Genomic DNA, 26,608 nt, shown 5'->3' with positions numbered 1-26,608 from the left:
GACAGCAGGCGCTGAATCAACGCTAAGCGAACCTCAGTCGCGTCTCAGCCAGGAATCGGCCCCCGCAAACCAATCACCGAGGTCATCAGCCTCGGGACTCTGCTGCTGGTCGGGTTCTGCACTGCCCAGATCAAGACCATCGAGAAGCCTGTCAAGACCTTCGAGACGGCGCCCGGAAAGTTGTTGCCGCCGAGCACGACGCAGCCAGGACGAGACCGTGCGGTCTCGGTCGGCGAATTTCTGGAGATAAACACGATCCGACAGGCTGACACTGGACCCCTCAGCCACTCGCCGAAGGATTGACTGCAGTTTCAGACGGGTGCTGGTGGTGAGCATGGCCCGAACACTCCGAACTGGTGACGTTATGGCTTGTCATAGCGACATCAATGCCAGCGATCAAATCGATCGGCGCAGACGGACAAGACAACAATCGCTGGCTACAACCATGTCAGTGATAAACAGTGCGAGGAGCATCGATGAGTGATCAGGAACAGCAAAGGCCTGTCGTGATTCAACAGGGGGGCAACGGAATTGGCCTTGTTCTTGCCGCATTGATTGTGGGTGGCGCCATCGTCTATGCCGTCAACATCTGGTCCAATACTCAGCAACAGAAGCTCAGAGTGCCCGCAGAAGCGATCCAGAAAGGCGTGGAATCAGTGAAAGAAGCGATCAAGCCTGGGTCTTGAATGAGCCCCGTTGCTTGAGGCTTGAACATAAAGAGCAGGCAATTCAGCAAGCCGGAAAAATAGAACATCCTGAAAGAATCAAGACTCCTATATAAAACATCGAACCATGAAATCATTGATCGACACATGAAGAGCTTTATTGCCATCGTGCTATCAATTTCAACCCTGCTGGCGGGATGTACTGCGTCAGATCGATATGAAGAAACAACATTTCTGAGCAACGGACCCTACCAACAAGGAACCATCGGGATTGACAGGTCAAAACTGCAGACAGTCGTGACATGGTGCAGCCCAACTCTTCTGCAAATGGCGGTGTACGACAAGGTTGAAGAGACCTACCCAGTGCAGTACGAGCGACTGGAAGGGCAAGACCATCCACTCCAGGTCTCCGTGACGGTGTTCCCTCAGGACCTGCCATTCAGCTATGCAGCGGACTACAGCACACCAACAGATGTCACCAGTATCTGCAGCCCTGCAAGCATTCAAACAACACTGAGCACTGGGACGGGCAAGTCAGTGGACCTCAATAAGAGCCTGGGAGAAACCTTTGAGGTCAGAAGTGACAAACTGATTGCCGTAACGATGGATTGCAATGCAGGCAAAGCTGGTTATTCAGCAATCAGTCAATATCGCGGGCCGAACTATGGGCAGAAAGGAGGAGTCGTCCTGATCCCAGCAGGCGAAGCATCGGATGTTACTACGCAATGCAAAGACAATAATTTCTCAATTGAGATCAGTCCAACCAAGCGATCAAATTAGAGCGGAATCATGTTTAAAACACAAGTTCACTTAAAAGCTAAGCAGAGAATCATTGAGACCTAAGCAGTCAACGCTCATCAAACGCTTTCAAAACCTTATCCAGAACGATGATGTTTCTCATGTGTTGAACCTCTGTCAGCCCATTGGCGCTCATAAACTCAGCGAGACGATCCGGATAGTCAATGATTTCACGGCCGGTGTCAACAAACTGGTTAAAAGCTTTCAGCAGCTCGTCCCTGTTATCGGCACGTTGAATAGCACAGCAGCACCAGTTGATTGCTGCATGTTCCTGAAGCTGATGATCACGGAGCCGCAACTTTAAATTTTTAATTGCTGCCTTTGTTCGTCTTGCATAAAAAGCCCACGCCAGGCCAAGACACACCAAAATAATTGTCTGAAGCACACACGCACGGCAACTAGAGCCAGACTAATCAAGCCCGAACATCATGTCATTTCTCAACAGACTTTGACTCAGAAGCAGACTCATCAATCACCAGCGACTTTTGATTCGGTTCTTGCTCTTCCGCTGACTCTTGAAAGACAAGATCAATTTCAGCGACCCAGGCAACGATCGCAATTAAACCGACAATGGTTCCAATCACCAAAGCGATGCGTCGATTCGACATGCAGCTCACTGAATCATGAGTCGAGACTACGACGAAAGGACATGTTGTGGTGTTCACGAAAGGCCTTGTGGCAACCTGCACAGGCACCCAAGGCCGAGAGGCACGTTGATCTAGGGAAGTAAGTCAAACCACATAATCAAGACAAATCCAACAGAAGCAGAGGAAAAACGAGTCAGCAACAATGACAGCAGCAACGTGTCACTCAACCCATACTGCGCTTCGAAATCAATCGCCGTTGACATGGAAACATACTCAAGCTGCTACTTAAATAACTCCTTCGGGGGAACGAACCTGAGTTCAAGCTGAGAAATTGATGAATCCTTTAATTCACACAATCCAGCATTCCACAATCGCAATCAATTCATGGTCCCAAAAGCGGCAACCAGATTAAAAAAATTGGCTGAATTTTTTCCAAAAGTCGCTGCACGAAGCCATCAACGCTCTAATTTGATGCAAAAGTGTTGCGACCATCATTAGACACTGATTGCAATTATTTAGTCAGCCATTTTGTAGAGGTCGGGGAAAAGTCTCTTGGCGCGTTGTGGACAATGATCAATGGCATAAGACATCATGCCCTCGATCATTGGCAGTGCATAGCGATCATCTTCAAAGTCCATTTGACTAATCACTGACATCGGTATGCTTGTTTGACCCATGGCGATAGCAGTTCCTTTTTCCATGGCTTCTTGAGCTGCCTTATTAGCGCAATACTGCTTTCCGGCTTGCGTGCCGATATTGTATGAAAACTGAACCTTTTCTTGCAGAGTTGCGGCCAGGAGAGAGCTGGGAGTTGAAAGCGACAGGGCGATCGAAGTACAAACGATCAATCGATTTCGGAGGTTCATGCTGTTTTCCTCAAGCCTCAAATTCAGCATAGCCACTGCATGCATGCCGTAAATGCCAAAGAACTTGATTGACTCACGGAATTGCAGAAGGTAAAACTGATTGCCCCCAACAAAAGTGTCTATCTAACCTAAAAACCAGGTCTTCGATGAGCTGACTCTGGATATTGCTACTATTCAGGAATCAGACATCTGTCTATGCATATCGATGAGTCGTGAGTGCCCTGCTTCTCAGCACAACACCTGCTGTCGCAGATCACTCTGTTGGCCTGAAATGTAAATGCAAAACTATCCTCTTAAACGATGGCCTTGAGGCAGACGAGATCAGAAAAGAAAAAGAGGATCTTTCTCTAGCACCCATAAACGTTGATTTGGCAAAAACCTAATCATGCAGGCAGAAGAGCCTGGATCGAACATGGGAGCATGAAGATGGCACAGAAGCAGGATTCAAGTCATACGCTTCAGCCATTAAAACTCCTGCAGTGCCTCTGAAATCACCAACAAGGAGCCACGCATGTCAATAGTGAGTTGAACACAATCAATCATCAACCACCCAGAAAAGCCTAGCTAGACGTTTTGGAGCAGGCTTTATGAGTCTTCTGTCTTCTGATCAGACTTGGCTCTGTTCAACGCCACATAAGCAGCTAAAGCGACAAACAAAGCAATCACAAATAGAGGAACCGCTACAAACAGCCCTAGCGTGATGATGTAATCAGACAGTGTTACAGGTTGTAGAGCAATAACACCATCACGAGTCCATCTCAAAAGAAGCTGAACCCACAGCAAGAGAGCACCAACTAAACCAACCCAGAAGGAGACTGCCTGGGTTGTTGTCAATAGCTGGTGGTCCTGCTTCCTAGACATCAGCCGTCAGAGGAGTTCAAGTGATTACCACTTTATATCCATCAGTGATTGCCCCTTTGCATGAAGGGCTGGCAATATCTCAGCAATGGCTGAGTGAAGAGGTTTATTGAAATGAAAGCTCTTTGACTCCTGAGTGTCTTATTACTATCAGAGGCAACTGGCAAAGCTGAAGAGAAGAGCGTCAAAGCTGCTTATTACTATGACCCTATCTATGGAGCAGGAAGTACTTTATGCTGCTTAGTAAATGACGGCAAAATTGAAAAAGACTTCTCACGAAAGCACCTCGATGGATGAGCTGAATTGCTTTCAAATGATCCAGAGAGTAGCGATGTTTTCTTATCCACCAAAGCGTCATGTCAAGAACTGAAAAGACAGCCTGATTGCAGGGTAACATTTTAGTTAGGCTAGATACTATCACATGGAAATAACAGCCAATATGCAATCTTTATGTCGGCAATTTCTCCAACCACCCCTTAAAATTCTTAAAACTGAACCCAACTTCCTTTGCAATCTCAAAACAACATCTGAATCAGCAGCGGCTTTGAGCTTCTCCTGATGACTGGTGTCGCTTTTGACCTTTTTGAGGAATGCCTTGAGTTGCTCTTCTGACATGGGTGTTGGCATGTTCAGCAGTTATGGCAACGGCTTCAATCACCAGCTGAGCGGGCAACGCTTCCACCCGCCTGACTGCTGCATGATTTCCTAGGTTTCAATGGCGTTATGCCTGAACATGCGCCTGAACACAGGCTGACAACCACCGATGACTGGCGAGAAAGTCATTCACCACTTTTATTTGTCACGTTATAGATGCCGAATCCAAATACGAGGCTGAAAGCCAAGACAACAGCCCCTTTCTCAAGATGAATTGGTAGACCAGCTTTGCAACCTTGTTCTCTCTCCATGTGACTGCCAAAGCTAAAGCCAGCTGCAAACAACATCAACATTCCTGCACCAGCTGCGCAGGCTTTGAGGATGATTTGTTCGGTGAGCTTCATTGCTGGATCTTTTGTCGCTTGGCCATATATCCAATAAACGATACCAAGGAAAATGGAAGTGCGACTAAAAAACTTGTTAAATAAAAACCACCGAACACAAAACCAACCACAAAACCAGGAACTAATGAGATTTTTTTGCTAGAACATGAATACCCGGAAGCAAAAGTAAATCCAATCACCAGAAGAAAAAGTATTGCATATCCCGCCCAAGAAATTACATAAATAAATCGCACAATTGTGTTGGCTTTCGCTTCATTTTACATTATTTGAATTGCAAGAACAAGTATCAAGTACAAATGTTCAAACCAAGGTCCATCAGGCAAGCACGTCGGTCTGAAGCAGCAAGAATTCACTCTTTAGGCATCCACCAGCCAACCCACACCATTCTTTGGTACATGGCCATCAACAAGCGGGCGGTCCTTGTTTGGCGTACCCCTGAACTGACTTACAAGCTTGATGCTTGGCCTATTTCGTAGCGCCCGCTGGGTTGGCACATCAAATAAATAAACCAGATGCCACCAATAAATGGAATCAGGCTAATAAAAATCCACGTCCATTCTTTGCCTATATCACGAAGCCGCCGAATGACAATCGAGAGAGAAGGGAATACCTGCGCGAAAGGGTAGATAAATACAAACTGAAAAGAAAAACCTTGAGGTCCAACATCTTGATTGGCAGCAAGAAATGCAACAGCCAGCACCATACCAATAACAGAGTTAATGAGATAGAACCACCAATATTCGGCTCTTGTTGCTCTACCACCGTAGGTAAAAGACTTTTTCCAAGCAGTGGTGAATGCTTCTATTGGTGTCATGCTTAGCGTTGCTGTTTCCTGATTCGAATTACTCTATCGCTTATTTGTTGCCTTGCATCCGCAGCTTGTCAGCAAAACGAATGAGCCTGATGCTTTCAGTTGATCCAGTTCCTGTAGTTGCTGGGTGTATTGAGCAACAATGCCCCTTACAGAAGAGAACTGCAGTTCGAAATCGTGCGATTTAGATCTTGCTGTTTTTCAAGAACTCGCAAAGAGTCTTCAGGATCTTCGACAGCACCAACAAGGCATTCAATCGTTTTTCTCTGCATTTAAGAGTGCTCTATGTTTCTCCTCCAATAAAATCAGGAGAGAGAAACTCAACCTCCCTCCATCGATTGTTGGTGACTGTGCTGTCGAAACAGATCACTGGCCTCGTCAATCTCGGTGAGTTCAGCACTGTTCTCAGATTGATCGTCTTGACGACGCTGCTGCTGCTGCTGTTCACGCTCCTGAAGCTGCTCTTCCCTGCGCACAGCCCGTGCATAGGCGTCGCTTGAATCAGAACTGTTTCGGCGCTGTTCAGAGCTCATGAACCCACAGTTCGAACATCCGCCAATCTCTCATCCCAGCAACGGCGCTGCAATCATGGCTGTCGATCTCAAGGCGCGATGAACAAGGGCGAACGGGCAAGAGTGATCCTCGCTCGGCTGAACGAGCAGTACCCGGAGACGCCGATTCCCCTGGATCACAGCGATGCCTTCACGCTGCTGATCGCCGTTCTGCTCAGCGCTCAGTGCACCGACAAGAAGGTGAATGAAGTGACTCCAGCACTGTTCTCCGCCGGTCCGACGCCCGCTGCCATGGCATCACTCGACGAACCGGAGATCCACCGCCACATCCGTCAGCTGGGGCTGGCCAAAACCAAAGCGCGCAATGTTCACAAACTGGCTCACATCCTTGTGAATGCCCACGACGGAGTTGTTCCACAGAGTTTTGAAGAGCTTGAAGCGCTGCCAGGAGTCGGTCACAAGACCGCAAGCGTGGTGATGGCACAGGCTTTCGGTGTCCCTGCGTTCCCCGTGGATACTCACATTCATCGCCTGGCCCAGCGCTGGGGATTGAGCAAAGGTGACAGCGTTGTGAAAACAGAAGCAGATCTCAAGGCTCTTTTCCCGAAGGAGCACTGGAACCGACTGCATCTGCAGATCATTTTCTACGGCCGAGAGCACTGCACCGCACGCGGCTGTGATGGCACCGTCTGCAAGCTGTGCCGAGAGCTTTACCCGAAACGCCGCAAGCCGGTGATCTGGCGCAAACCCTGATGCAGGCCCAACACATCACTCCACCGATTGCCCTCACCATCGCGGGAAGCGATTCAGGAGGTGGGGCCGGGATCCAGGCCGACCTTCGCGCCTTCATGGCCTTCAGGGTTCATGGCTGCAGTGCCCTGAGCTGCGTCACCGCGCAAAACACCTGCGGAGTGACCCGAGTGGATCCCCTGCCAGCCGCAGGCCTGGAGGCACAGCTGCAAGCCGTCAGGAACGACCTAGCGGTCGATGCACTGAAAACCGGCATGCTGCTGAATCGCGAGCTGATCCAAACCACCGCTGAACTCTTACGGCACTGGACCATCCCCAAGGTGATCGACCCGGTGATGGTGAGCCGCACAGGTGCCGTGCTGCTTGAAGATGACGCGATCGCCGCGCTCCGCGACGACCTGCTGCCGCTGGCAACCCTGCTGACCCCGAACCGCCATGAAGCGCGACTGCTCAGCGGCCATGAACTGAGCGACGACAGTGACATCGAGTCAGCAGCAGCCGTGATCCATGCCCAGGGACCTGCGGCAGTTCTGATCAAAAGCGGCGGCGAACGATCCCTGGGGGGTCGGGATTTGCTCTTCAACGGCCAACCCCACTGGCTTGAAGGGCCTTGGGTGGACACTCCCCATAGCCACGGCACAGGTTGCACGCTGTCAGCCGCCATCACTGCAGGACTGGCTCTCGGGCAGGATCTCGACGTGGCGATTGCAGCGGCGCGCGTATACGTCAAGCAAGGCCTGAAGCAGGCTCTGGCCATCGGTCAGGGGCAAGGTCCGATCTGCCACTGGGCACCAATGAGATCCATTAGAGATAGTGATTAAGAGCAAATGTCAACGTGCTGTTACATTGCTAAACATCCGCAACGGCACCATGAATCAACAGCAAGCAAGCGACAAGTGGTTCCAGGATTCAGCCGCCCGTGCCATCCATGAGCAGCAGCTCGAGACGGTGGAACGTTTCAATGGCCGTGCCGCCATGCTGGGCATCGTGATCGGCGTTCTCACTGAAGCCATCACAGGTCAGGGCATTGTCCATCAGATCGGACTCGGCCCCCTGGTTGATGGTTATGTCGCCTGCAGCGCCAAATATCTTCCGTTCTGTTTCTGACTCGGCCGAAGACCTGCAGGTCTCACTCCTAGGTTGAGGCCAGTCGAACCAGAGGGATGGCTCGCAAGCGACGCAAACTGAGCAAGGAGATGGAGGCTGAGATCAAAGCAGCCGAGAAGAAAGTGGAATTCGTCTCAGCGATGATCAGAGACATCCGAGAGGAAGACGTTCAGAACGAGTACGCGGAAGCTTTTGCCCAGGTTCATGCCGCTTGCAGCCATCTGGCCGCGCTTTACGTCACCGAAGGGGTGACCGAGGAGAGCGAGGGGACCCTGGCTCTCTACAAAGGTTTACTGACGCGATTCGAAGAGGAATACGAGCTCTGAACTTGAGCTGCAGGTTCTGGCGCCACCCATGGCCGAGCGGCAGGAAGCAGGTACAACCGGTGCATCAAGTTCATTCAAGCCATGGCAGACCAGGGCCCGTCGACCTCAGCAAGCTCGAATCCCCGTTGGTTCGTTCTGATGATGGCCAGCCGCTGGCCGCTGGCTGTGGTGATTGCCGCATGGGCCGTTGCCGTGGCTGCCATTCAGATCCTTCGCCAACCCATTCCAATCGCCTTGCCACTCAATCAGCCACTGCCTGTTCGGCTCGTGGGAGGCATCACCGTTGATCAGCTCTCTGCGCCGGTCAGGGTGAAGGGCGAGGAGCCTCTATCAATCGAAGCTGTCAAGGCGCTGCCCGTGAGTGGCGATGTGGGCGTTCCCAAGGGTGTGGCCGTGACCGAACCCGTCAAGGTTGAGGGCGGCGTCTCCGTTGAAGGTGCGGTCACGGTGGGAGAAGTCACCGCGCCGGTGACCGTGAACGGCAGCGACGGAGGCCCTGTGCTGGTTGGCACTCCCGACGGGGAACGGCTGAATGTGACCGGAGAAGTGAAAGTGGATTCTGTTGGAGGCAAGATCAACGTGCAGCTGCGCGATGCCGCCAAATCCGTCCTGCCCCTTCCCTGACGCAATGCCCACGCCTTTGGACAGCGAGCTGAAATCTCTGAATCTGGCGGTGGTAGGGCACCAGGAGTGGGTCACCTTTTTGGAGGTCGACGCACTGCCCAGACCAGGCAGGATCGGCAGAGCTTCTCGAGACCTCGAAGAACCTGCCGGTGCCGGAGCTGTGATCGCAGTCCAGCTGGCACGCCTCACCGGTCAAAGAGTGCTGTTTTTCACAGCGCTCGGTCGGGATGCAATCGGCCACCGCAGCGAACAACGCCTCAGAGAATTGGGAGTTGAACCAGTGGTGGCCTGGCGCGACCAACCCAGCCGTCGCGGAATCAGCCTGATGGATCCCAGCGGTGACCGTGCGATCACAGTGATTGGTGAGCGATTGATGCCCACAGCTGAAGACAACCTCAAGTGGGAACGACTTGCTGACTGCGACGGCGTGTTCGTTTCGGCCACTGACTGCGATGGCCTGCGTCAGGCTCGCCAGGCCAGGGTCCTGAGTGCAACACCACGACTCGGACTCCCGGTGTTGCAGCAGGCTTCAGTCCCTCTTGACGCCCTGATCGGCAGCGCACTGGACCCCGGCGAACAGGTGCCCGAAAACTGTCTCAATCCGGCACCGGCCGTTCGAATCGCCACGGAGGGTGAGGCCGGGGGCGTGCTGATTCCAGGCGGCCGTTTTGATGCTGTCGAGCTGCCAGGCCCGATGGTGGAGACCTATGGATGTGGCGACAGCTTTGCCGCAGGCGTCACCGCTGGACTGAGCGCAGGTTGGAGCACCCATCAGGCGGTCGCGCTGGGAGCGCGCTGTGGTGCTGCCTGTGCGACACGCTTCGGGCCCTATGGCTAAAACTCTGAAGTGCGAGATGCGCAAGCAGCATCTTCAAGCCAACCGGTCTTGGTGTCATTCGTTTGAACTGATTCCCTCGTTGCCTCCACAAGCTTTCATTCAGCCAGGAAACAACAGGATCATTCAAATTTGATCCGGCATCGGTAGCGATAGCCCCTGCCAGTTCCAATTCTGACGCAGGATGACTCAGTGACAGTTGCACCCCGCGGCACTTTCGATCGGAGATTGTTCAATGTCACTTCTTCGCTGGTGTGACCCAACCTGATCAGGGTCTTGGGTTCTGCCTGAACCATGAGAGCAGAAGGGATCAGTCCCATGCACAGGTTGATCGAAAGCAACTTCAGAAGGAATTGAGGCATCAGCAGAAACCCCCTGACAAAACTCATGATGAACCAGATCAATGTCTTCAAAAGATGAAATTTGAATTTTCAGAAGAAGAGTTCCGGGAATTAATCGCTGCTGCGAAGGAAGCACAGGTTCGCTGGAAAAAAGCCAGAACCTTATGGAAAGTGGGGCATCACGCCTATCTCAAACACAACGAGCAGGAACTGACGGACAACATCGACCGGTTCAAGCAAACGGAGCAAATGCTGCTTGATCGCTACAACAGCGTGACTGGCGACAACTGGCATCGGTGAGCCTCACAACCACAATGACCTGAATCAATTAAGAACTGCTGGAGCCAGAACTCTGGCGCGCAACACCCAGTCATTCACACATTCAGTGGACGCTGCCGGAACCTTTCCTGCTTCGACCTCGCGATACAGATCAGCAATCCTCCACGCGCTGGTGCGTGGATCATCAGCCCAACGTGGGATCAGATGCAGATGCAGATGTCGGGCTCCCTCACCGAAGGCAATGGCGTAGACCCTGTCGCAACCTGTGACCGCACGCACAAGCTCGGAGGCGCGTTGGACGACAACGCCCCAATCCTGCGCTTCCTCAGAGGCAAAGTTGATTGGACCACCACAGTGTCGACGCGAATCAAGCAGGCACCAACCGGCCAACGGGGCCGGGCGCGGATGGTGTCGCAGCAGCCAGAGATCATTGCTCCAGACTTCGTGAGTCGTCAGCTCAGCCTGATCGCCATGCAGAGCACAGATGGGGCAGGAGGCTTCAGCTGGCGGAGAAACCATGGGCATGGGGAACGACCTGAGCTCACTCTGTCTGCGTCCCAGAAAAGGAGGGGGTTTTCGATTGCAATGGGCTCTATAAGTCAGGGAAGCAGAAGGGCTCGCCTTCATGTCCATCCGTATTGGCATCAATGGCTTCGGACGCATTGGGCGTCTCGCCTTCCGACAGGCCATGGCCTGCCCCGACGTCGAGGTGGTTGCCATCAACGACCTGATCGAACTCGACTACCTCGCCTACCTGCTGCGTTACGACTCAACGCATCGCCGGTTCCCAGGTGAAATCAAGGTCGTGGATGGGCACTTGATGGTGAATGGCAGCCACATTCGCGTCACGGCCGAACGTGACCCCCGCCAGCTGCGCTGGGGTGAAGTGGGAGCCGACTATGTGCTGGAAAGCACTGGCTTCTTCCTGACCAACGACACCGCCCGCCAACATTTGGAGGCCGGCGCCAAACGCGTGGTGATGAGCGCTCCCTCCAAGGACGACACTCCGATGTTCGTCATGGGAGTGAATCACAACTCCTATGCAGGAGAAGACATCGTGTCGAATGCCAGCTGCACAACGAACTGCCTGGCACCACTCGCCAAGGTGGTGAACGACCACTACGGAATCGTCAGCGGCCTTATGACCACCGTGCATGCCACCACGGCAACCCAGAAGCCTGTGGACAGCCCTTCACTGAAAGACTGGCGGGGTGGACGAGGAGCTGGACAGAGCATCATTCCCAGCTCGACGGGTGCAGCCAAAGCGGTGGGTCGTGTGATTCCGGAACTGAATGGAAAACTCACAGGCATGGCCTTCCGGGTACCGACGCCTGATGTCTCCGTCGTCGACCTGACCGTGAATTTGGCCAAACCAGCCAGTTACGAAGACATCAAGAAAACCATGAAAGACGCCTCACAGAATGGTCTGTCCGGAATCCTCGGTTACACCGAAGATCCGATCGTGTCCAATGATCTTCTGGGAGAAAGCTGCACCTCAGTGTTTGATGCTGGAGCAGGCATGGCACTGAATGATCAGTTCATGAAACTGGTGGCTTGGTATGACAATGAATGGGCCTACAGCTGCAAGTGCATTGACCTGATGCAGCACATGGCAAAGCATTCTGCCTGAGCCAACCAGAGCAAAAGAGTCAGTCCAGAGAACTCAGAACGTGCTTCCGAATTATTGCTTCTTAGTCAAGCGTTCCAGTGCTTGCTGACAAGTCCAGCGAAGTGGAACCCACGCAGCAGTCCTGGACAACTCCTCCAATAAATCCAGCTGATCGAAGAGCTGTAAATCAACGCAAGCCCAGGCAGCTGCAATTCTCGACTTCGTATATTGAGGCGTGGTTTCGGCAAGAGCAGACCTCACAAGATCACTCTTTTCGCTGAATTTGCGCAAACCGACAAGACAACTCAGATAATAGTGAGTGACATAATCAGACCAGAGTCGTTCCTGCATACTCTCAATCACCGCCAGGCATTCACTGCGATCAATTCGCATCAAACTTGCTGCAGCACCATACTGTCGAGCCTCATCACGATGGCTGAGATTTTGCTCGATCTCGGCAGGATCTGATCCACACTGCCACTCGGGTCGAATATCCAGCAACACAGGATCATCCCGGAGCAGCTGTTCAAACAAAGACTGATTTTCAGGTTTCGAGAGCGACTGGTTGGTCTCAACAATCTGCAAGAAACTCTTGGCTCTAAGCGACATTGATACCGGCGCACGAACCAGGACAGGGAGCAGGCTTTCAACCCCGGAATCACCAAGATCAATCACCGCTGACCTCCGCTTACCAGCAACAAGGTCAGTGAGACATGCCACCAATGGCTTCATCAGATCGACTTCCTGATAAAGCAGTGCCATATAGGCCCTTGAAGCACCAGAAACCAACAGACTTTCGTGATCGCATAAACCACCAATCCGATTCTTTGACTGCGCACTTTGAAGACGAAGTCTCGTGAAAAGCTGAATCACCGCACGTACTTGCGTGACTTCACCATCCAACAGACTCAGCAGATGACTTTCCTCTTCCTCATTTGGCGACCAGCCGATTCTGATCAATGCTGACAAGGAATTAATCACTGCTTCAGTATCACTGCATCTCAGGACTTCAACCAATGCAGGAATGGCCTTGGCATCCTTCCTTCTACCCAATGCCTCAACAGCCTTACGTCGAGTGATTCGATCAAATAATTCGTCAACCTTGAGATCGGTTGTCGCCCTGATCAAGGCATCAAGAGTTTCATCACAATCACACAGACCTAATCTCGTTGCCGCGAAATAACGGTCAGACGGTCTCTCAACAGAGTCTGTTTTAGCAAACAATAAATGAAGCGCATCAGATTTGGATATCCCCTGAACCAAAACATCAAAACGCTCTGCCATACCCCTGCATTAACCACTAAGAACTTTAAACTATCGCCCAACGAAGGACAATCAGAACACTCCGCGCAATGCGTTACAGTTTTTAATTACATCCTCCTTCCAGGCAATAATCGTCAAAACAATGCTGCCTCCAGAGCAATCAAAAGCTCACTCATATCCAACATCGTTGCGCCGGCAAATAACGCCATATTTCCAGAAAAGCAAATCATTCAAAGATAAAAAATATTTTTCAAATCAGACCGTTCAAATGATTACCTAGAGCGACGATCAGTTAATTCAACAAGTTGCTGAACATGCTGATTACAGAAATCAGAAACACACTCGCGCAGAAGGCCCGATAAAAACGCCTTGGGCATCACAGAGAAGTCTTGATTTCCCATGGAGCTCGTCGCCGAGCTCAAACGCAACTCATTTCACCTGAAGACAGCCGACTGGATGAGAGCGTAAAACGAAAGACCAAATCATTCAGCATCAATCGTTCAATGACAGGTTATGAAAAGCTGATCGGTTTACAAAGCTCAACAGCAACGATGAATGGTGCAAGCAAATATTGCAATCACAAGCTTGATGGCAATAAGAGAATCTCAGAGCAGTACATTGATGAAAACATCCAGGAGCCCAATGTCTAAGGCTGCGCTGCATGCTTTTATTGACAGAGCAAGAGAGGATCAGGCGTTCCGAGAGCAATTAGCAGACCTCGGACCCCAGCAAATCATTGACTACGCGGCTCGCAATGGTTTCATGTTTTCCGACGAAATCAAAGGCCGATTCATCAATCGCTGGGCTGGCGTTTATTTCTGCCCTCAGGCAATCGAAGTCGGCATTCTTTGCCCTGGATTAGTGCCAAAAGGATATAAAAATCTTATTCACTATGCACAATCAACCTGCAGTTCGTCCGAGTTAAAAGAAGAAGAGCACGATTTTAGGTCTGGGCAAAAATACTAATCAGCCATCACTGCAAGGTGAAGGCTGAGCCATACGAATTGAACAATTCATATCCTCAGGGAGCATGGATCAGGCACGGTTGCAGAACCTGCTTCAAGATCATTGAAATCCAAACATACGTTGAGTGCCTGCACTTTGATTTTTAGATCAAACTGATGCCAGCAACGCACCAAAACGTGCAAGGACAAGGGCAGAGCAACAGTCAGTTCGCTGGCATCTCATGACGCTGACTCCTGTCTGAATCGATCACCATCAAAATTTGCACCGAAGCCTTCACCAAAACCACCATATCTGTCGCTCAATCACTCAATCTCAGATTCAGCGAAAGGTTTTCTGCGCGACTACAAGGATCTGTGTTGAACCAGTAAAAAGCCCCCTCGTGAGAGGGGGCTTTCCGATTCAGCTAAAGCTGAATCTCTTGGAGACTTCAGCCTCAGGCTGTCTCGATCAACCGATGGCGGGAGCTTGCAGAGCCACAGGAGTGGACTCAACAGCAGCCAGGTCGAGGGGGAAGTTGTGAGCGTTGCGCTCGTGCATGACTTCCATGCCGAGGTTGGCGCGGTTCAGCACATCAGCCCAGGTGTTCAGGACACGGCCCTGACTATCAAGGATGGACTGGTTGAAGTTGAAACCGTTCAGGTTGAAGGCCATGGTGCTGATGCCCATGGAGGTGAACCAGATGCCGACAACAGGCCAGGCAGCCAGGAAGAAGTGCAGGCTACGGCTGTTGTTGAACGACGCGTATTGGAAGATCAGGCGACCGAAGTAACCGTGGGCAGCCACGATGTTGTAGGTCTCTTCCTCTTGGCCGAACTTGTAGCCGTAGTTCAGCGAATCGTTCTCGGTTGTTTCACGAACCAAGGAGGAGGTCACCAGTGAACCGTGCATGGCGGAGAACAGTGAACCACCGAAGACGCCAGCCACACCAAGCATGTGGAAGGGGTGCATCAGGATGTTGTGCTCGGCCTGGAACACCAACATGAAGTTGAAGGTGCCGGAGATGCCCAGGGGCATGCCGTCAGAGAAGGAACCCTGACCGAAGGGGTAAACCAGGAACACAGCCATGGCTGCAGACAGCGGTGCGCTGTAAGCAACACAGATCCAGGGGCGCATGCCGAGGCGGTAGGAGAGTTCCCACTGACGCCCCATGTAGGCGGAGATGCCGATCAGGAAGTGGAAGACCACAAGCTGATAAGGACCGCCGTTGTACAGCCACTCATCGAGAGAGGCCGCTTCCCAGATGGGATAGAAGTGAAGGCCGATGGCGTTCGAGGAGGGCACAACAGCACCGGAGATGATGTTGTTGCCGTAGATCAGGGAGCCAGCAACGGGCTCACGGATGCCGTCAATATCCACCGCGGGAGCGGCGATGAAGGCGATGATGAAGCAGACGGTGGCTGCAAGCAGGGTGGGAATCATCAGCACACCGAACCAACCCACATAAATGCGGTTATTGGTGTCGGTGACCCACTGACAGAAATTTTCCCAGCTGCCGCGGCGTCCGCTGCGGATTGCAGTAGCCATGAAAGGAAAGAGAACGGAGATGAATCAGCCTTCCTATCGGTCGGCAAAGATTCGTATCAAGGCTATGGAAATGTCGACTTTTGACCCGCCATTCACATCATTCGAGTCAACTCGCAGCATTCATTCATGACGGCTTCATGAAGGCTTCATGAAGAAACCTGAAGCTATTCAGGCTGAGCCGATTGAAGTCGCCCGAATCATGCGGGTGTAAAGCTGTCGCGGTCCTGAATCCATTCACGGGCCTGCTGGGCAAACCCAGCGAGGTTGAGGCGCTCCTGCTCTGCAGCACGTGCCACCAGCAGCGGGGCCTGTCGCTTCAGCTCCTCCAGATCAGGCTCAGCGACGCCGGCATTCAGCGCCATCCAGTCGGCCATGGAAACGCCGACCACGCGGGTGAGGTATGCAGCACTCAATCCCTGCATGGCACCTGCGGCGATCCAGCTGGCCCCATCAAGCTTCGCCAGCCCCAGCAGCGCCTGGCCGCTCAGCTCCACCACACCCTGAGCCAGGGCGGCGCTGCCCAGCTGCCGGGCGACCACCTGCAACACCTCGGCGCTCCAGGAACAGCTCCAGATCGTGGCCATCTCCTTCACCATCAGGCCGTTGCCCACGGCAACAGCCAACAGATCAACGGAGGGAACCGGTGAAGCGATCACAACGCCAGCGACAATCCACTGACTGCGCTGCAGCAGCAGGCGGAATCTCTCTCTTCGCAGCGTTTCAAGATCAGCTTGCCAGCGCTGATGCAGGTTGCTGAGCAAGCGTTGACGCGTGCCCTGTCGAACCCGTTCCGTGTGCATCAGCTGTTGACGAACCGGCTGGAGCACACCGCGCAGTTCGATGGCTTCACCGGACCAGGGAAGCAGGCACTGATGCCATCGCTCCGGCAATTGACAGCGCAAAGCCTCCAGATGATCCTCGGCAGATCTGCCGACTGGGGATCGCAGCAGCAGCCAAACCGGACGATCCGCAGGCAGCTGGTCCAACCAGAGCAGGTCTGCAGCACGCAGCGGCAGGGGCAGCACATGCAGCAGCACATCCAGCTCCTGCAGATCGTCAGGCCAGCTCCAGGAGGTGGATGACACCGGCAGGGGATTCGCCAGGCAGAGATCGAGCGAGGTCACGCCCGCCAACGCTTGCTGCAACTGAATCGTGGCGGGCACACCGGATCCCTCCGTTGCCACAACACCCAGACTGAGCGGCGCATCAAAGTCTTCGATGCGCCGCAGCTCCGCTTCCCGTGGAGAACGCAATCCCTGCAGTCCCAGCGCCAGCTCAAGCTCTTCGAACTGATTCAGCACCAGCTCGCAGCGCTGGATCCAACCTTTGAGGGATGCCGGCTCACGAAAACGGGGTTGCTTGGGAGGCCTGGACAACCACCACAGGCCGGCAACAGCAGCCACACCCAGCCCTCCGCCAGGCACATGCACCACATCCGACAGCAGCCACTGACCGGTTGCGATCACACCAACAGACAACAGGACAGGCCTGATCACACCGGACGTCATGGTTCCATCACCCAGTGACAGGGAGCGGATCAATTGGACCGGGAACTGCACTGGGATCCTCCAGATCTGGCCTTCTTAGCTCACCTCCATTGATACAGCCCGGAGAATCCGCAGCCTGCAATCGATCAACAAGTCGGCCTGCCTCGCTCACACGAAGCCTGAAAAGGGGGTGAGCAGCTGGTGTCGACCGCAGGCGATCAGGTCAAAGCTGTTGGAATCGATTCAGGTCACTGTCAGAGGAGCGGTGATGCGTCACACTTGCGCCTGACTCCAGGCCCCAGGCCATGACTGATTCCTACAGCGATTCCCGCCATCAGGGCGGACAGGGTGACAACGGCCGCGATGGCGGTCGTGGAGGCCGCGGAGGACGCGGCCAGGGCAACCGTGAGGGCGGTGGCTTCAGAATCAGACTGAGCGACAACGAAATGCGCTCAGCACGTGCTCTCCAGGAGGCCTTGAATCTCCGCTCAACCGTTGCTGTGCTCGGCTTTGCAGTGCGCACACTCGGCCAGATGCTGGAAGAGGGGAAGCTGGAGGAACTGGTGGCAGCGCAACGCGCCCAAGGCAACCAGGGCAACCGAGGAGGTGGCCGGCGTGATGATGACCGTGGCGGACGCCGCGACAACCGTGGAGAGGGTGGTCGCGGATCAAGGCCAGATCCCTTCGCACGTCCTGCCAAGCCTCAGCCCCCCGCTGCGGAGCCCGAGCCTGAAGGCACTGCCGAAACAGCAGAGGCTGCTGCGGATGCGGACTCAACTCCTGAACAACCAACTGGAGATGACAGCGCAAACCAGGACAGCACAACAGAGGCCTGATTGATGGGGCTGCCGCGTGTTCTTTCGGGCGTCCAGCCAACGGGCGCCCTCCATCTGGGCAACTGGCTGGGAGCGATCCGCAACTGGGTTGATCTGCAGAAGGATCACGACACCTATTTCTGTGTCGTTGACCTGCATGCCATCACGGTGCCCCACGATCCGGATCGCCTGGCCCAGGACACCCTCAGCACTGCAGCGCTTTATCTGGCCTGCGGACTGGATCCCGAACGCTCCACTGTGTTTGTTCAGAGTCAGGTGGCTGCCCACAGCGAGCTCTGCTGGCTGCTGAACTGCGTCACGCCTCTGAATTGGCTGGAACGGATGATCCAGTTCAAGGAGAAGGCCGTCAAGCAAGGCGACAACGTGTCGGTGGGCCTGCTCGATTACCCCGTGCTGATGGCCGCCGACATCCTTTTATATGACGCAGATCTGGTTCCGGTCGGTGAAGACCAGAAGCAACACCTGGAACTGGCCCGTGACATCGCTCAACAACGCATCAATGCCCGCTTCGGCAAAACTGAGTCCCCCGTGCTCAAGGTTCCCAGACCTCTGATCCTCAAGGAGGGTGCCAGGGTCATGAGCCTGACGGATGGCCGCAGCAAAATGAGCAAGAGCGATCCCAATGAAGGAAGTCGCATCACCCTGCTGGATCCACCGGAGCTGATTGCCAAGAAAGTCAAACGGGCCAAAACAGACCCTGAGCGTGGCCTCGAATTTGACAATCCCGATCGCCCCGAAACCGACAACCTGCTGGGGCTCTACGCCATCCTCAGCGGCAAGGGACGTGACATCGTCGCCAGGGAGTGCGCTGAGATGGGCTGGGGTCAGTTCAAACCCCTGCTGGCGGAAGCCACCATTGCCGCTCTCGAACCGATTCAGCAGCGCTACCGCCTGCTGATGGACGACCGCACTCAGCTGGAAATGGTCCTGCAGAAGGGACGCGAACGGGCGAGCGCCGTGGCTGACTCGACGGTCAGACGGACCAGGGAGGCGATGGGATTCCTCAGCGCCAGCTGATCAATCCCGGAGCAATTAAAAAGGTTCGCTAATACTTAAAGCTCGATGAGAGCATCCGACGCATCAAAGAGCACTCAGGCGAAGGGTTGCAAGCCACCAGACCGGTCTCGCGAGTCCAGTGCCGAGATCTGGCTGAGTTTTTCTGCCTAGGCATATCAGCGGCAACGCGTCAAGAGAGCGCCTGGCCCCCTCGCCATCAAGCCATGCCATTGACGAGGGTGGCGACTCCTTTGTTTGGAGTTTTCTCGGTTGCTGCATCGATTCACCCAACGGATCCAGCCCATTGCGCAGGCCGCGCCAAAAGTCCTCGGTCTTAGCGCCATCAGCATGGGGCTGGCACTTTCCGTGGGACAGAGCCTGCAGGCCGAGCGCTCCAGCGAACGCCATCAGCACAACCGGATGATGGCTGAGGCTCTGAAGCCCCAGCGATCCGCGAACACCACGGCCGACAACATCAGCGCGGCGACCCTCTCCGGTCAACCCGCATCGCATTACGCAATCACGCCTGAACGTCGCGCACTGCTCAATACCATCCGCTTTGCAGAAGGAACCTGGAAGGACGGCAAGGATCTGGGCTACCGCATCCTTTATGGGGGAGGCCAGTTTCAGGACCTCTCACGCCACCCCGAACGTGTGGTCGTGAAGCGATACACCAGTGCAGCTGCAGGGGCCTACCAGTTTTTGCCAACCACCTGGCAGGAAGTGGCCAACAGGCTCGACCTGCCCAGCTTCGCTCCTGAGCACCAGGACCAGGCAGCCCTGCATCTCGTCAAGAAGCGTGGCGCCTTGCAGGAGATCGATCGCAATGGCCTCACCAAAGCTGCAATGAATCGGCTCGCCCCGGAATGGGCCTCCTTTCCAACCCATGCCGGGCAAAGCGCCTACGGGCAACCCGTGAAAAGCCATGCCGAACTGGTGGCCTTCTACGTGAGCAATCTGAGTCAGCTGCGCCAGGGCGCCTGATGGCGCACCATCGATGATTCCGTCCGGGCTGTTCCGAAAGCAGCCCAGACAGCTCATGCCCTCAGGCTCATCCCGAAGACCGCGAGACACGCGCCGAGAGGGCCCAAACCTCCATGACGAGTTGATGCCAGGGAGCCATCGCTTGCATCGAGACGGCGACCGGCTCAGAAGAAGCCTGCAACAGTGAACGGGTGGCGGCAATTGAACGCTTTGCGTCAAAAAGACGTTCAGCTAGCTCAACACGATCGCCCTGCGAAAGCACACCATCGGGACACTGCTCAAGCAACGACTGCCCACGGGTAAACCAATGGTCGAAGTCAGCAAGCAATGAAGCCAGAAGTGACTCCAGCAAGTCACCACCTTCAACATCGGGGGGCAAGCGAAACCAGTTGTGATCTATTGGGAGCGTACATCCACTAATAGGATGGCCGTGGCCTGCAAGCCATTGCGGCAGCTAGCCGTACAGATTTCAGAACCCACGCCTCCATGCCCGTCGTCACCCTTCCAAACGGAACCACCAAAAGTTTTGACGGGCCCATCACCATTGCAGATGTGGCAACAGCCATTGGTCCTGGATTAGCAAAAGCCGCTGTTGCAGGCGTGGTCGATGGAGAGTCACTCGACTTGGCAATGCCGATTCAAAAGGATTGTCAACTCCAGCTCCTGACATCGAAAGACGAAGAAGGTGTCGACACGATCAGACATTCATTCGCACACTTACTCGGGCATGCAGTCAAACAGCTTTACCCGGAAGCGAAGATGGCCATCGGCCCTGTGATCAAAGGAGGATTTTATTACGACATTTCATATAAAAAACCCTTCACTCCGGAGGATCTGGAGGCGATTGAAAACAGAATGAAAGAGCTGGTTTCAAAAGATTATTCCGTCGGCGTAGAAATCGTCTCCAGAGACGAAGCCATTAAAACCTTTCAGGATCGAGATGAGCCTTTCAAACTTGAAATCATCAATGAGATTCCCGAAGGAGAAACAATCAAACTCTACCATCATGAGGAGTACACGGACATGTGCCGAGGCCCTCATGTGCCTAACACAAAGCACCTACGTCATTTCAAACTTACAAAAGTTTCTGGCGCTTATTGGAGAGGAAATTCAGATAATGAAATGCTGCAACGTATTTACGGAACGGCCTGGGGCTCATCAAACGAACTTAAATCACACCTGAAACAGCTTGAGGAAGCAGACAAGAGAGATCACAGAAAGCTCGGACGCAAACTTTCTCTCTTTCATCTTCAGGACAATGCGCCAGGCATGGTCTTCTGGCATCCACTGGGATGGTCTCTATATCTCAAGCTGCAGAATTTCATTCGTGAAGAGCTTGGACAGTCTGGATATCAGGAGATCAGGACCCCACAGATCGTTGACAGAACTCTTTGGGAGCAATCTGGTCACTGGGAAAAATTCAAAGAAGGGATGTTCACAACATCATCCGAAAACAGAGACTATGCAGTGAAGCCAATGAACTGCCCATGCCATGTACAGATTTTTAATCAAGGGTTACGCAGCTATAAAGATCTACCTATCAGACTGGCAGAATTTGGATCCTGCCATCGGAATGAACCTTCAGGAACACTCCACGGACTTATGCGAGTCAGAAACTTTATTCAAGACGACGCGCATATTTTCTGCACTGAAGATCAGATCCAAGAAGAAGTTCTGTCGTTCATCGATCTCGTCTTCAAGATTTACAAAACATTTGGATTCGAGAACATCTCAATCAAGCTTTCAACAAGACCAGAGAAAAGGGTAGGCAGCGAGGAAATTTGGGACAAATCTGAACAATCTCTTGCCGAAGCACTCGACGCCAAGAAACTTGACTGGCAGCTTCTTCCTGGGGAGGGAGCATTTTATGGGCCGAAGATTGAATTTTCACTCGAAGATTGCCTTGGAAGGATTTGGCAGTGTGGAACCATCCAGGTTGATTTTTCAATGCCTGACCGCCTAGGAGCAACTTATATCGGAGAAGATGGCTATCGGCACACTCCTGTCATGCTGCACAGAGCAATTCTGGGAAGCTTTGAGAGATTCATCGGAATCCTCATCGAAAACTATGCGGGCGAATTTCCCTTCTGGCTGGCACCTGAGCAAATCAGGATCCTTCCTGTAAGCGATGAAGTCAGAACATTTGCAAACGACCTACAAAAAAGATTGAACGATTGCGAGACATCGTCGACCGTTGATGCATCCGGAGAACGACTTGGAAAACTGATTCGCAATGGTGAAAAGTCAAAAATTCCTGTTCTTGCAGTCATCGGAGCCAAAGAGTCTGAGAACAACACAGTCAGCCTTAGAAGCAGACGAAGCGGAGATATTGGTGAGGTGTCAATTGACAAACTAATCAGCTATTGCAAAGAGGCTAATCAGAACAAACAAGATGATATCCTACCAAAAGATTCAACACAATGAACTTAAAAGATCTAAGTCGTTTACGAACTGCCCCATTCCTAAGTATTGACGAAAGAGAATTCATAATCCCAGAACTGAATCAAGAAATGGATCAATTTAGATGGTTTACGGTTGGCATCATGGCGTCAACTGCTGAACAGGCAATCGAGTCACTTCGCACTCTTGAACTACACCAGAATTGGTCAAGGCACGACCTGATTGCCGAGCGCGACCTTGAAGGACCTGTTTATCTCAAGGCCAATCAGCAGACCTTGACGGCGAGGTTGCGCATCGAGCACGGGCTGGGGGAAGGAATCCTGATCAGTGGACACGGAATTGACAACACTCAGCCGAGCGCGACGTGGGGACCTCTGCCACTTGATCTCTTCGCGACGACTCCCTGAGCCTCACCATCCTTCGTCTTGATGAATCCAATTGGTTGCCGAGTTGCGACGCGAGCTCCAGCCTGAAGACAGCAGCCCTGATCCGCATCCATGGCAGCCAAGACCTACCTGGCAGGAGATCTTGGAGGCACGAAGACACTTCTGAGCATCTATCGGGAGATTGATGGGCAGCTGAAGAAAGAGCACAGCCACCGTTACTTATCAGCGGATTGGCAAGACCTCGAGTCGATGCTCAGGCATTTTCTGGCAGAAGCCCCCGCCGAGATGTCAAAACCATCGACCAGTTGCATTGCCGTTGCCGGGCCTGTGCATCAGGGCAGCGCAAGGCTCACCAATCTGCCCTGGCAGATGAGTCAAACATCGCTATCCGCAGCAACGGGCTTGGAACGACTTGAGCTGGTCAACGACTTCGCTGTCTTGATCCATGGGCTGTCCCATTTCAGTGATGAGCAACAGGTGGTGCTGCAGACGGGACGCAATCGATCGGCACCTGCACCTGCCGGTGCCGAAAACGGACCCGTCGCCATCCTCGGTGCGGGAACCGGCCTCGGCATGGCGCGCGGACTGCCCACCGCTGACGGATGGCTGGCCCTACCGAGCGAAGGCGGCCATCGGGAATTTGCACCGCGCACCGAGAAGGAGTGGGAACTGGCTCAGTGGCTGAAGCAGGACCTTGGACTGCAACGGTTATCCATCGAGCGGATTGTCAGCGGCACTGGGCTCGGACATGTGATGAATTGGCTGCTTCACCGCCAGAACGGGCTCCAGCATTGCCTGAGAGCTCAAGCCCAGGCCTGGCGGACAATGTCTGCCGATCAACCCTGTTATCCGGATCTCCCGTCCTTCACCAGCAAAGCTGCCGCAGAGGGTGACCCTCTTGCCGGCGAAGCAGTGAAACTCTGGCTGGGAGCCTATGGATCCGCTGCTGGAGACCTGGCCCTGCAGGAGCTCTGCATCGGAGGCCTCTGGATTGGAGGAGGAACGGCTGGGAAAAACCTGAATGGTCTTCGCTCAACGCAGTTTCTGGAGCCCTTGCGGTCCAAAGGACGGTTTCGTTCCCTGATCGAAGGATTGACCATCCGCGCGGTCATCGATCCGGAGGCCGGTTTGTTTAGTGCGGCTTGCCGCGCACGTGATCTCGTGGAGTCGGGTGGGACACTGGCCTGAGTAGAGCAGCAGGGATGGCGCAGCCGCGTATAGGCCAGACCGTCGTGGTGGATGTACCGGCCACCACCGCCAACATCGGGCCGGGCTTTGACTGCCTCGGCGCCGCCCTCGATCTCAACAACCGCTTCACGATGCGACGCATCGAAGGCCATGGAGAGCGTTTTGAGCTGATCATCGAAGGACAGGAGGGTTCTCACCTTCGAGGCGGTGCTGAAAATCTTGTCTACAGAGCTGCTCAGCGCGTCTGGAAAGCTGCCGGCGAAGAACCGGTCGCTCTTGAGGCAAGAGTGCGTCTTGCCGTGCCTCCGGCCAGAGGGCTAGGCAGCAGTGCCACGGCAATCGTGGCAGGGCTTGTGGGAGCCAACGCGCTGGTGGGAGAACCCCTGAGTCGGGAGAAACTGCTGGAGCTCGCCATTGACATTGAAGGGCATCCAGACAACGTCGTGCCCTCACTGCTGGGTGGCCTCTGCATGACAGCCAAGGCCGCCTCTCAACGCTGGCGGGTCGTGCGCTGTGAATGGATGGGCAGCGTCAAGGCCGTTGTGGCGATTCCGGCAATACGGCTGAGCACCAGTGAAGCGCGTCGCGCCATGCCCAAGGCTGTGCCTGTGAGCGATGCGGTGGTCAACCTGGGTGCACTCACACTTCTGCTCCAGGGATTACGCACCGGTAACGGTGACCTGATCTCGGATGGGATGCACGACAGGCTGCATGAGCCCTATCGCTGGCGATTGATCAAAGGCGGTCAGGAGGTCAAGGAAGCTGCGCTGGCTGCAGGAGCCTGGGGATGCGCCATCAGTGGTGCCGGCCCAAGCATCCTTGCCCTCTGTTGCGAAGAGCATGGTGCCGCCGTCAGCCAGGCAATGGTGAAGGCATGGGAGTCTGTGGGTGTTGCCAGTCGTGCACCACTTCTCAGCCTTCAAACAGCAGGCAGTCACTGGCAACCCAAGGATTCGGGCTGAGCTCAGAGCTGGGTAGAAGTACTCAGGACAGGCCTCGGAGCTGATAAGTTCAATCACAATCTTGGGAGTTCCATGGACGCCAACCTGCCGCTGATGGCTGCGTCCGACGCAGGGTTCCCCTGGCTCTCGCTGATCGTGCTGCTTCCAGCAGCTGCAGCGCTGTTGATGCCGCTTCTCCCCGGAGAAGACCAGAAAACCTCCCCGATTCCACGCAATCTCACGATTGCCGTGCTGCTGGCGGATCTCGGCCTGATGATCGTTGCGTTCAGCCGTCACTACGACCCGCTAGAAAGTCAGCTTCAGCTGGTGGAACGCGTCAGCTGGGTGCCTGCGATCGGCCTGGAATGGTCCCTTGGAGCGGACGGGCTGTCAGCTCCACTCGTTGTGCTCAGCGGTCTCGTCACGCTGCTGACCGTGGCCGCCAGCTGGAACATCACCCACAAATCCAGGCTGTATTTCGCACTGCTGTTGGTGCAGGCCTCAGCCCAGGCCCTGGTGTTTCTGTCCCAGGACTTTCTGCTGTTCTTCCTGGCCTGGGAGCTGGAACTGGTGCCGGTGTACCTGCTGATTGCCATCTGGGGCGGTCAGAACCGTCAGTACGCAGCGACCAAATTCATTCTCTACACAGCGCTGGCATCCCTGCTGATCCTGATCAGCGGCCTTGCCATCGCCAACTCCGGCGACAGCTTCACCCTCAACATGACGGAGATGGCTCAGCGCTCCCCGGGTGGAAGCTTCGGCCTGCTCTGCTATCTGGGCTTCCTCGTGGGGTTCGGCGTGAAATTGCCGATTTTCCCTCTGCATACCTGGCTTCCGGATGCCCACGGTGAAGCCAATGCTCCGGTCTCCATGTTGCTGGCCGGCGTTCTGCTCAAGATGGGCGGTTACGCGCTGCTGCGCTTCAACGTGCAGATGCTCCCGGAAGCCCATCTGGTGCTTGCACCGGCTCTGATCATCCTCGGGATCGTCAACATCGTGTACGGCGCTCTCAACGCCTTCGCCCAGGACAACGTCAAGCGCAGGATCGCTTGCAGTTCGGTCAGTCACATGGGCTTCGTGCTGGTGGGGATCGGCGCCGTCGATGCTCTCGGCCTCAGCGGAGCCATGCTCCAGATGATTAGCCATGGTCTAATCGCAGCAGCGATGTTCTTCGTCACGGGCTGCTTTTACGAACGCACCAAGACTCTTTCGATCCCCAACATGGGAGGCCTGGCCAAAGCACTGCCGATCACATTCGCCTTTTTCCTTGCCAGCTCCCTAGCCTCGCTTGCCTTACCTGGCATGAGCGGCTTCATCAGCGAGATCACAGTGTTCCTCGGCATCACCAGCCAGGAGAGCTTCACCACTTTCTTCAGAGTCACCACCATCGTTTTGGCGGCGATTGGGCTTGTTCTCACTCCCATCTATCTGCTGTCGATGTGCCGCAGGGTGTTTTTCGGACCACGAATTCCTGCCCTCGCCTTCGTGAAGGACATGCGCCCTCGGGAAGCGGCGATTGGGCTCACCTTGCTGGTTCCAACACTGGTGATTGGCATCTGGCCTCGGATCGCCATGGATCTCTACGAGGCATCCACCGATGCCCTTGCGTCTGATCTGGCAAGTCACACCGTTGTTGCTGCCCGTGCCCTTCTCCCCACCGGCTGACCATCC

At 54.2% G+C, this 26,608-nt stretch carries 34 protein-coding genes; 20 read left to right on the top strand and 14 right to left on the bottom strand.

Annotation, left to right across the window (positions count from 1 at the left end; translation table 11 throughout):
* Positions 1 to 33: 33 nt before the first annotated feature.
* Positions 34 to 336, bottom strand: a complete 303-nt coding sequence (locus tag AC6EI9_RS00490; protein WP_498468530.1) for a DUF8638 family protein — start codon at positions 334 to 336, stop codon at positions 34 to 36.
* Between the two features lie 140 nt (positions 337 to 476).
* Here AC6EI9_RS00490 and AC6EI9_RS00485 point away from each other — a divergent pair, with 140 nt between their 5' ends.
* On the top strand, positions 477 to 686 hold the full coding sequence (locus AC6EI9_RS00485) for a hypothetical protein (RefSeq protein ID WP_114992175.1): 210 nt from the start codon (positions 477 to 479) through the stop codon (positions 684 to 686).
* Positions 687 to 992: 306 nt separating this feature from the next.
* On the top strand, positions 993 to 1,445 hold the full coding sequence (locus AC6EI9_RS00480) for a hypothetical protein (RefSeq protein ID WP_498468529.1): 453 nt from the start codon (positions 993 to 995) through the stop codon (positions 1,443 to 1,445).
* 67 nt (positions 1,446 to 1,512) lie between these two features.
* Here the strand turns inward: AC6EI9_RS00480 and AC6EI9_RS00475 are convergent, their stop codons facing one another.
* The 8 genes from AC6EI9_RS00475 to AC6EI9_RS00440 all read right to left on the bottom strand — a co-directional run bounded on the left by AC6EI9_RS00475 (position 1,513) and on the right by AC6EI9_RS00440 (position 6,116).
* Complete coding sequence (locus tag AC6EI9_RS00475) at positions 1,513 to 1,848, bottom strand: hypothetical protein (RefSeq protein WP_498468528.1); 336 nt, start codon at positions 1,846 to 1,848, stop codon at positions 1,513 to 1,515.
* Between the two features lie 46 nt (positions 1,849 to 1,894).
* On the bottom strand, positions 1,895 to 2,071 hold the full coding sequence (locus AC6EI9_RS00470; protein WP_498468527.1) for a hypothetical protein: 177 nt from the start codon (positions 2,069 to 2,071) through the stop codon (positions 1,895 to 1,897).
* Positions 2,072 to 2,565: 494 nt separating this feature from the next.
* Entirely contained in the window at positions 2,566 to 2,952 is a 387-nt protein-coding gene (locus AC6EI9_RS00465; protein ID WP_498468526.1) for a hypothetical protein, read from the bottom strand.
* 549 nt (positions 2,953 to 3,501) lie between these two features.
* Positions 3,502 to 3,777, bottom strand: coding sequence for a hypothetical protein (locus AC6EI9_RS00460; protein WP_498468525.1), 276 nt, complete (start codon positions 3,775 to 3,777; stop codon positions 3,502 to 3,504).
* A gap of 414 nt (positions 3,778 to 4,191) precedes the next feature.
* On the bottom strand, positions 4,192 to 4,389 hold the full coding sequence (locus AC6EI9_RS00455) for a Nif11-like leader peptide family RiPP precursor (protein WP_498468524.1): 198 nt from the start codon (positions 4,387 to 4,389) through the stop codon (positions 4,192 to 4,194).
* 164 nt (positions 4,390 to 4,553) lie between these two features.
* A complete protein-coding gene (locus tag AC6EI9_RS00450) occupies positions 4,554 to 4,772 on the bottom strand; it encodes a hypothetical protein (protein WP_498468522.1) in 219 nt (72 codons plus the stop codon).
* A gap of 445 nt (positions 4,773 to 5,217) precedes the next feature.
* Positions 5,218 to 5,586: a DUF805 domain-containing protein gene (locus AC6EI9_RS00445; RefSeq protein WP_498468521.1), complete on the bottom strand. Its 369-nt coding sequence runs from the start codon at positions 5,584 to 5,586 to the stop codon at positions 5,218 to 5,220.
* 317 nt (positions 5,587 to 5,903) lie between these two features.
* On the bottom strand, positions 5,904 to 6,116 hold the full coding sequence (locus AC6EI9_RS00440; protein WP_498468520.1) for a hypothetical protein: 213 nt from the start codon (positions 6,114 to 6,116) through the stop codon (positions 5,904 to 5,906).
* 78 nt (positions 6,117 to 6,194) lie between these two features.
* Between AC6EI9_RS00440 and nth the strand changes: the two genes are divergently transcribed.
* The 7 genes from nth (at position 6,195) to AC6EI9_RS00405 (ending at position 10,378) form a co-directional block, all read left to right on the top strand.
* Entirely contained in the window at positions 6,195 to 6,848 is a 654-nt protein-coding gene (nth, locus tag AC6EI9_RS00435) for an endonuclease III (protein ID WP_498468519.1), read from the top strand.
* Positions 6,848 to 7,666 (top strand): bifunctional hydroxymethylpyrimidine kinase/phosphomethylpyrimidine kinase, encoded by an 819-nt coding sequence (gene thiD, locus AC6EI9_RS00430; RefSeq protein WP_498468518.1) that lies wholly within the window; start codon positions 6,848 to 6,850, stop codon positions 7,664 to 7,666. Before nth ends, thiD begins: the two co-directional genes overlap by 1 nt.
* A gap of 49 nt (positions 7,667 to 7,715) precedes the next feature.
* Positions 7,716 to 7,952, top strand: a complete 237-nt coding sequence (locus tag AC6EI9_RS00425; RefSeq protein WP_498468517.1) for a high light inducible protein — start codon at positions 7,716 to 7,718, stop codon at positions 7,950 to 7,952.
* 56 nt (positions 7,953 to 8,008) lie between these two features.
* On the top strand, positions 8,009 to 8,278 hold the full coding sequence (locus tag AC6EI9_RS00420) for a hypothetical protein (protein ID WP_115126834.1): 270 nt from the start codon (positions 8,009 to 8,011) through the stop codon (positions 8,276 to 8,278).
* Between the two features lie 81 nt (positions 8,279 to 8,359).
* Positions 8,360 to 8,902: a DUF4097 family beta strand repeat-containing protein gene (locus AC6EI9_RS00415; protein ID WP_498468515.1), complete on the top strand. Its 543-nt coding sequence runs from the start codon at positions 8,360 to 8,362 to the stop codon at positions 8,900 to 8,902.
* 4 nt (positions 8,903 to 8,906) lie between these two features.
* On the top strand, positions 8,907 to 9,740 hold the full coding sequence (locus AC6EI9_RS00410; RefSeq protein WP_498468514.1) for a PfkB family carbohydrate kinase: 834 nt from the start codon (positions 8,907 to 8,909) through the stop codon (positions 9,738 to 9,740).
* 413 nt (positions 9,741 to 10,153) lie between these two features.
* Positions 10,154 to 10,378, top strand: a complete 225-nt coding sequence (locus AC6EI9_RS00405; RefSeq protein ID WP_498468513.1) for a hypothetical protein — start codon at positions 10,154 to 10,156, stop codon at positions 10,376 to 10,378.
* Positions 10,379 to 10,402: 24 nt separating this feature from the next.
* On the opposite strand, the gene AC6EI9_RS00400 is transcribed toward AC6EI9_RS00405, so the two are convergent.
* Entirely contained in the window at positions 10,403 to 10,876 is a 474-nt protein-coding gene (locus tag AC6EI9_RS00400) for an HIT family protein (protein ID WP_498468511.1), read from the bottom strand.
* Positions 10,877 to 10,982: 106 nt separating this feature from the next.
* Between AC6EI9_RS00400 and gap the strand changes: the two genes are divergently transcribed.
* On the top strand, positions 10,983 to 11,987 hold the full coding sequence (gene gap / locus AC6EI9_RS00395; RefSeq protein WP_498468510.1) for a type I glyceraldehyde-3-phosphate dehydrogenase: 1,005 nt from the start codon (positions 10,983 to 10,985) through the stop codon (positions 11,985 to 11,987).
* A 51-nt stretch (positions 11,988 to 12,038) separates the two neighbouring features.
* On the opposite strand, the gene AC6EI9_RS00390 is transcribed toward gap, so the two are convergent.
* Positions 12,039 to 13,250 carry a HEAT repeat domain-containing protein gene (locus AC6EI9_RS00390; RefSeq protein WP_498468509.1) on the bottom strand — a complete coding sequence of 404 codons (1,212 nt, stop codon included), beginning with the start codon at positions 13,248 to 13,250 and terminating at the stop codon, positions 12,039 to 12,041.
* 368 nt (positions 13,251 to 13,618) lie between these two features.
* Between AC6EI9_RS00390 and AC6EI9_RS00385 the strand changes: the two genes are divergently transcribed.
* Positions 13,619 to 13,879: a hypothetical protein gene (locus AC6EI9_RS00385; protein ID WP_498468508.1), complete on the top strand. Its 261-nt coding sequence runs from the start codon at positions 13,619 to 13,621 to the stop codon at positions 13,877 to 13,879.
* Positions 13,872 to 14,195, top strand: coding sequence for a Nif11-like leader peptide family natural product precursor (locus AC6EI9_RS00380; protein WP_498468507.1), 324 nt, complete (start codon positions 13,872 to 13,874; stop codon positions 14,193 to 14,195). Before AC6EI9_RS00385 ends, AC6EI9_RS00380 begins: the two co-directional genes overlap by 8 nt.
* Positions 14,196 to 14,642: 447 nt before the next feature.
* On the opposite strand, the gene psbA is transcribed toward AC6EI9_RS00380, so the two are convergent.
* A complete protein-coding gene (gene psbA / locus AC6EI9_RS00375) occupies positions 14,643 to 15,719 on the bottom strand; it encodes a photosystem II q(b) protein (RefSeq protein WP_498468506.1) in 1,077 nt (358 codons plus the stop codon).
* A 197-nt stretch (positions 15,720 to 15,916) separates the two neighbouring features.
* On the bottom strand, positions 15,917 to 17,278 hold the full coding sequence (locus AC6EI9_RS00370; RefSeq protein ID WP_498468505.1) for a YcjF family protein: 1,362 nt from the start codon (positions 17,276 to 17,278) through the stop codon (positions 15,917 to 15,919).
* A 233-nt stretch (positions 17,279 to 17,511) separates the two neighbouring features.
* Here AC6EI9_RS00370 and AC6EI9_RS00365 point away from each other — a divergent pair, with 233 nt between their 5' ends.
* From AC6EI9_RS00365 to AC6EI9_RS00355, 3 genes are all read left to right on the top strand, one after another.
* Positions 17,512 to 18,042 (top strand): DUF8668 family protein, encoded by a 531-nt coding sequence (locus tag AC6EI9_RS00365; RefSeq protein ID WP_498468504.1) that lies wholly within the window; start codon positions 17,512 to 17,514, stop codon positions 18,040 to 18,042.
* Between the two features lie 3 nt (positions 18,043 to 18,045).
* Positions 18,046 to 19,059 carry a tryptophan--tRNA ligase gene (trpS, locus tag AC6EI9_RS00360; RefSeq protein ID WP_498468503.1) on the top strand — a complete coding sequence of 338 codons (1,014 nt, stop codon included), beginning with the start codon at positions 18,046 to 18,048 and terminating at the stop codon, positions 19,057 to 19,059.
* Between the two features lie 327 nt (positions 19,060 to 19,386).
* A complete protein-coding gene (locus AC6EI9_RS00355) occupies positions 19,387 to 20,022 on the top strand; it encodes a glycoside hydrolase family 24 protein (protein WP_498468502.1) in 636 nt (211 codons plus the stop codon).
* A 67-nt stretch (positions 20,023 to 20,089) separates the two neighbouring features.
* Here AC6EI9_RS00355 and AC6EI9_RS00350 read toward each other — a convergent pair whose 3' ends face one another.
* A complete protein-coding gene (locus AC6EI9_RS00350) occupies positions 20,090 to 20,401 on the bottom strand; it encodes a DUF2605 domain-containing protein (protein WP_498468501.1) in 312 nt (103 codons plus the stop codon).
* A gap of 107 nt (positions 20,402 to 20,508) precedes the next feature.
* Here AC6EI9_RS00350 and thrS point away from each other — a divergent pair, with 107 nt between their 5' ends.
* The 5 genes from thrS to AC6EI9_RS00325 all read left to right on the top strand — a co-directional run bounded on the left by thrS (position 20,509) and on the right by AC6EI9_RS00325 (position 26,602).
* The gene (gene thrS, locus AC6EI9_RS00345) at positions 20,509 to 22,446 is read left to right on the top strand and encodes a threonine--tRNA ligase (RefSeq protein WP_498468500.1); all 1,938 of its coding nucleotides are present in this window, start codon (positions 20,509 to 20,511) and stop codon (positions 22,444 to 22,446) included.
* On the top strand, positions 22,443 to 22,829 hold the full coding sequence (locus AC6EI9_RS00340; protein WP_498468499.1) for a DUF1824 family protein: 387 nt from the start codon (positions 22,443 to 22,445) through the stop codon (positions 22,827 to 22,829). Before thrS ends, AC6EI9_RS00340 begins: the two co-directional genes overlap by 4 nt.
* Before the next feature lie 90 nt (positions 22,830 to 22,919).
* Positions 22,920 to 23,996, top strand: coding sequence for a glucokinase (locus tag AC6EI9_RS00335; RefSeq protein WP_498468498.1), 1,077 nt, complete (start codon positions 22,920 to 22,922; stop codon positions 23,994 to 23,996).
* 14 nt (positions 23,997 to 24,010) lie between these two features.
* Entirely contained in the window at positions 24,011 to 24,958 is a 948-nt protein-coding gene (gene thrB / locus AC6EI9_RS00330) for a homoserine kinase (RefSeq protein ID WP_498468497.1), read from the top strand.
* Positions 24,959 to 25,030: 72 nt separating this feature from the next.
* Entirely contained in the window at positions 25,031 to 26,602 is a 1,572-nt protein-coding gene (locus AC6EI9_RS00325) for an NAD(P)H-quinone oxidoreductase subunit 4 (RefSeq protein ID WP_498468496.1), read from the top strand.
* Positions 26,603 to 26,608: the final 6 nt, after the last annotated feature.

It is taken from the genome of Synechococcus sp. MIT2312 (assembly GCF_059772315.1).
The sequence above is the reverse complement of the archived record's forward strand: the minus strand, read 5'-3'. Positions and strand labels throughout refer to the sequence as shown.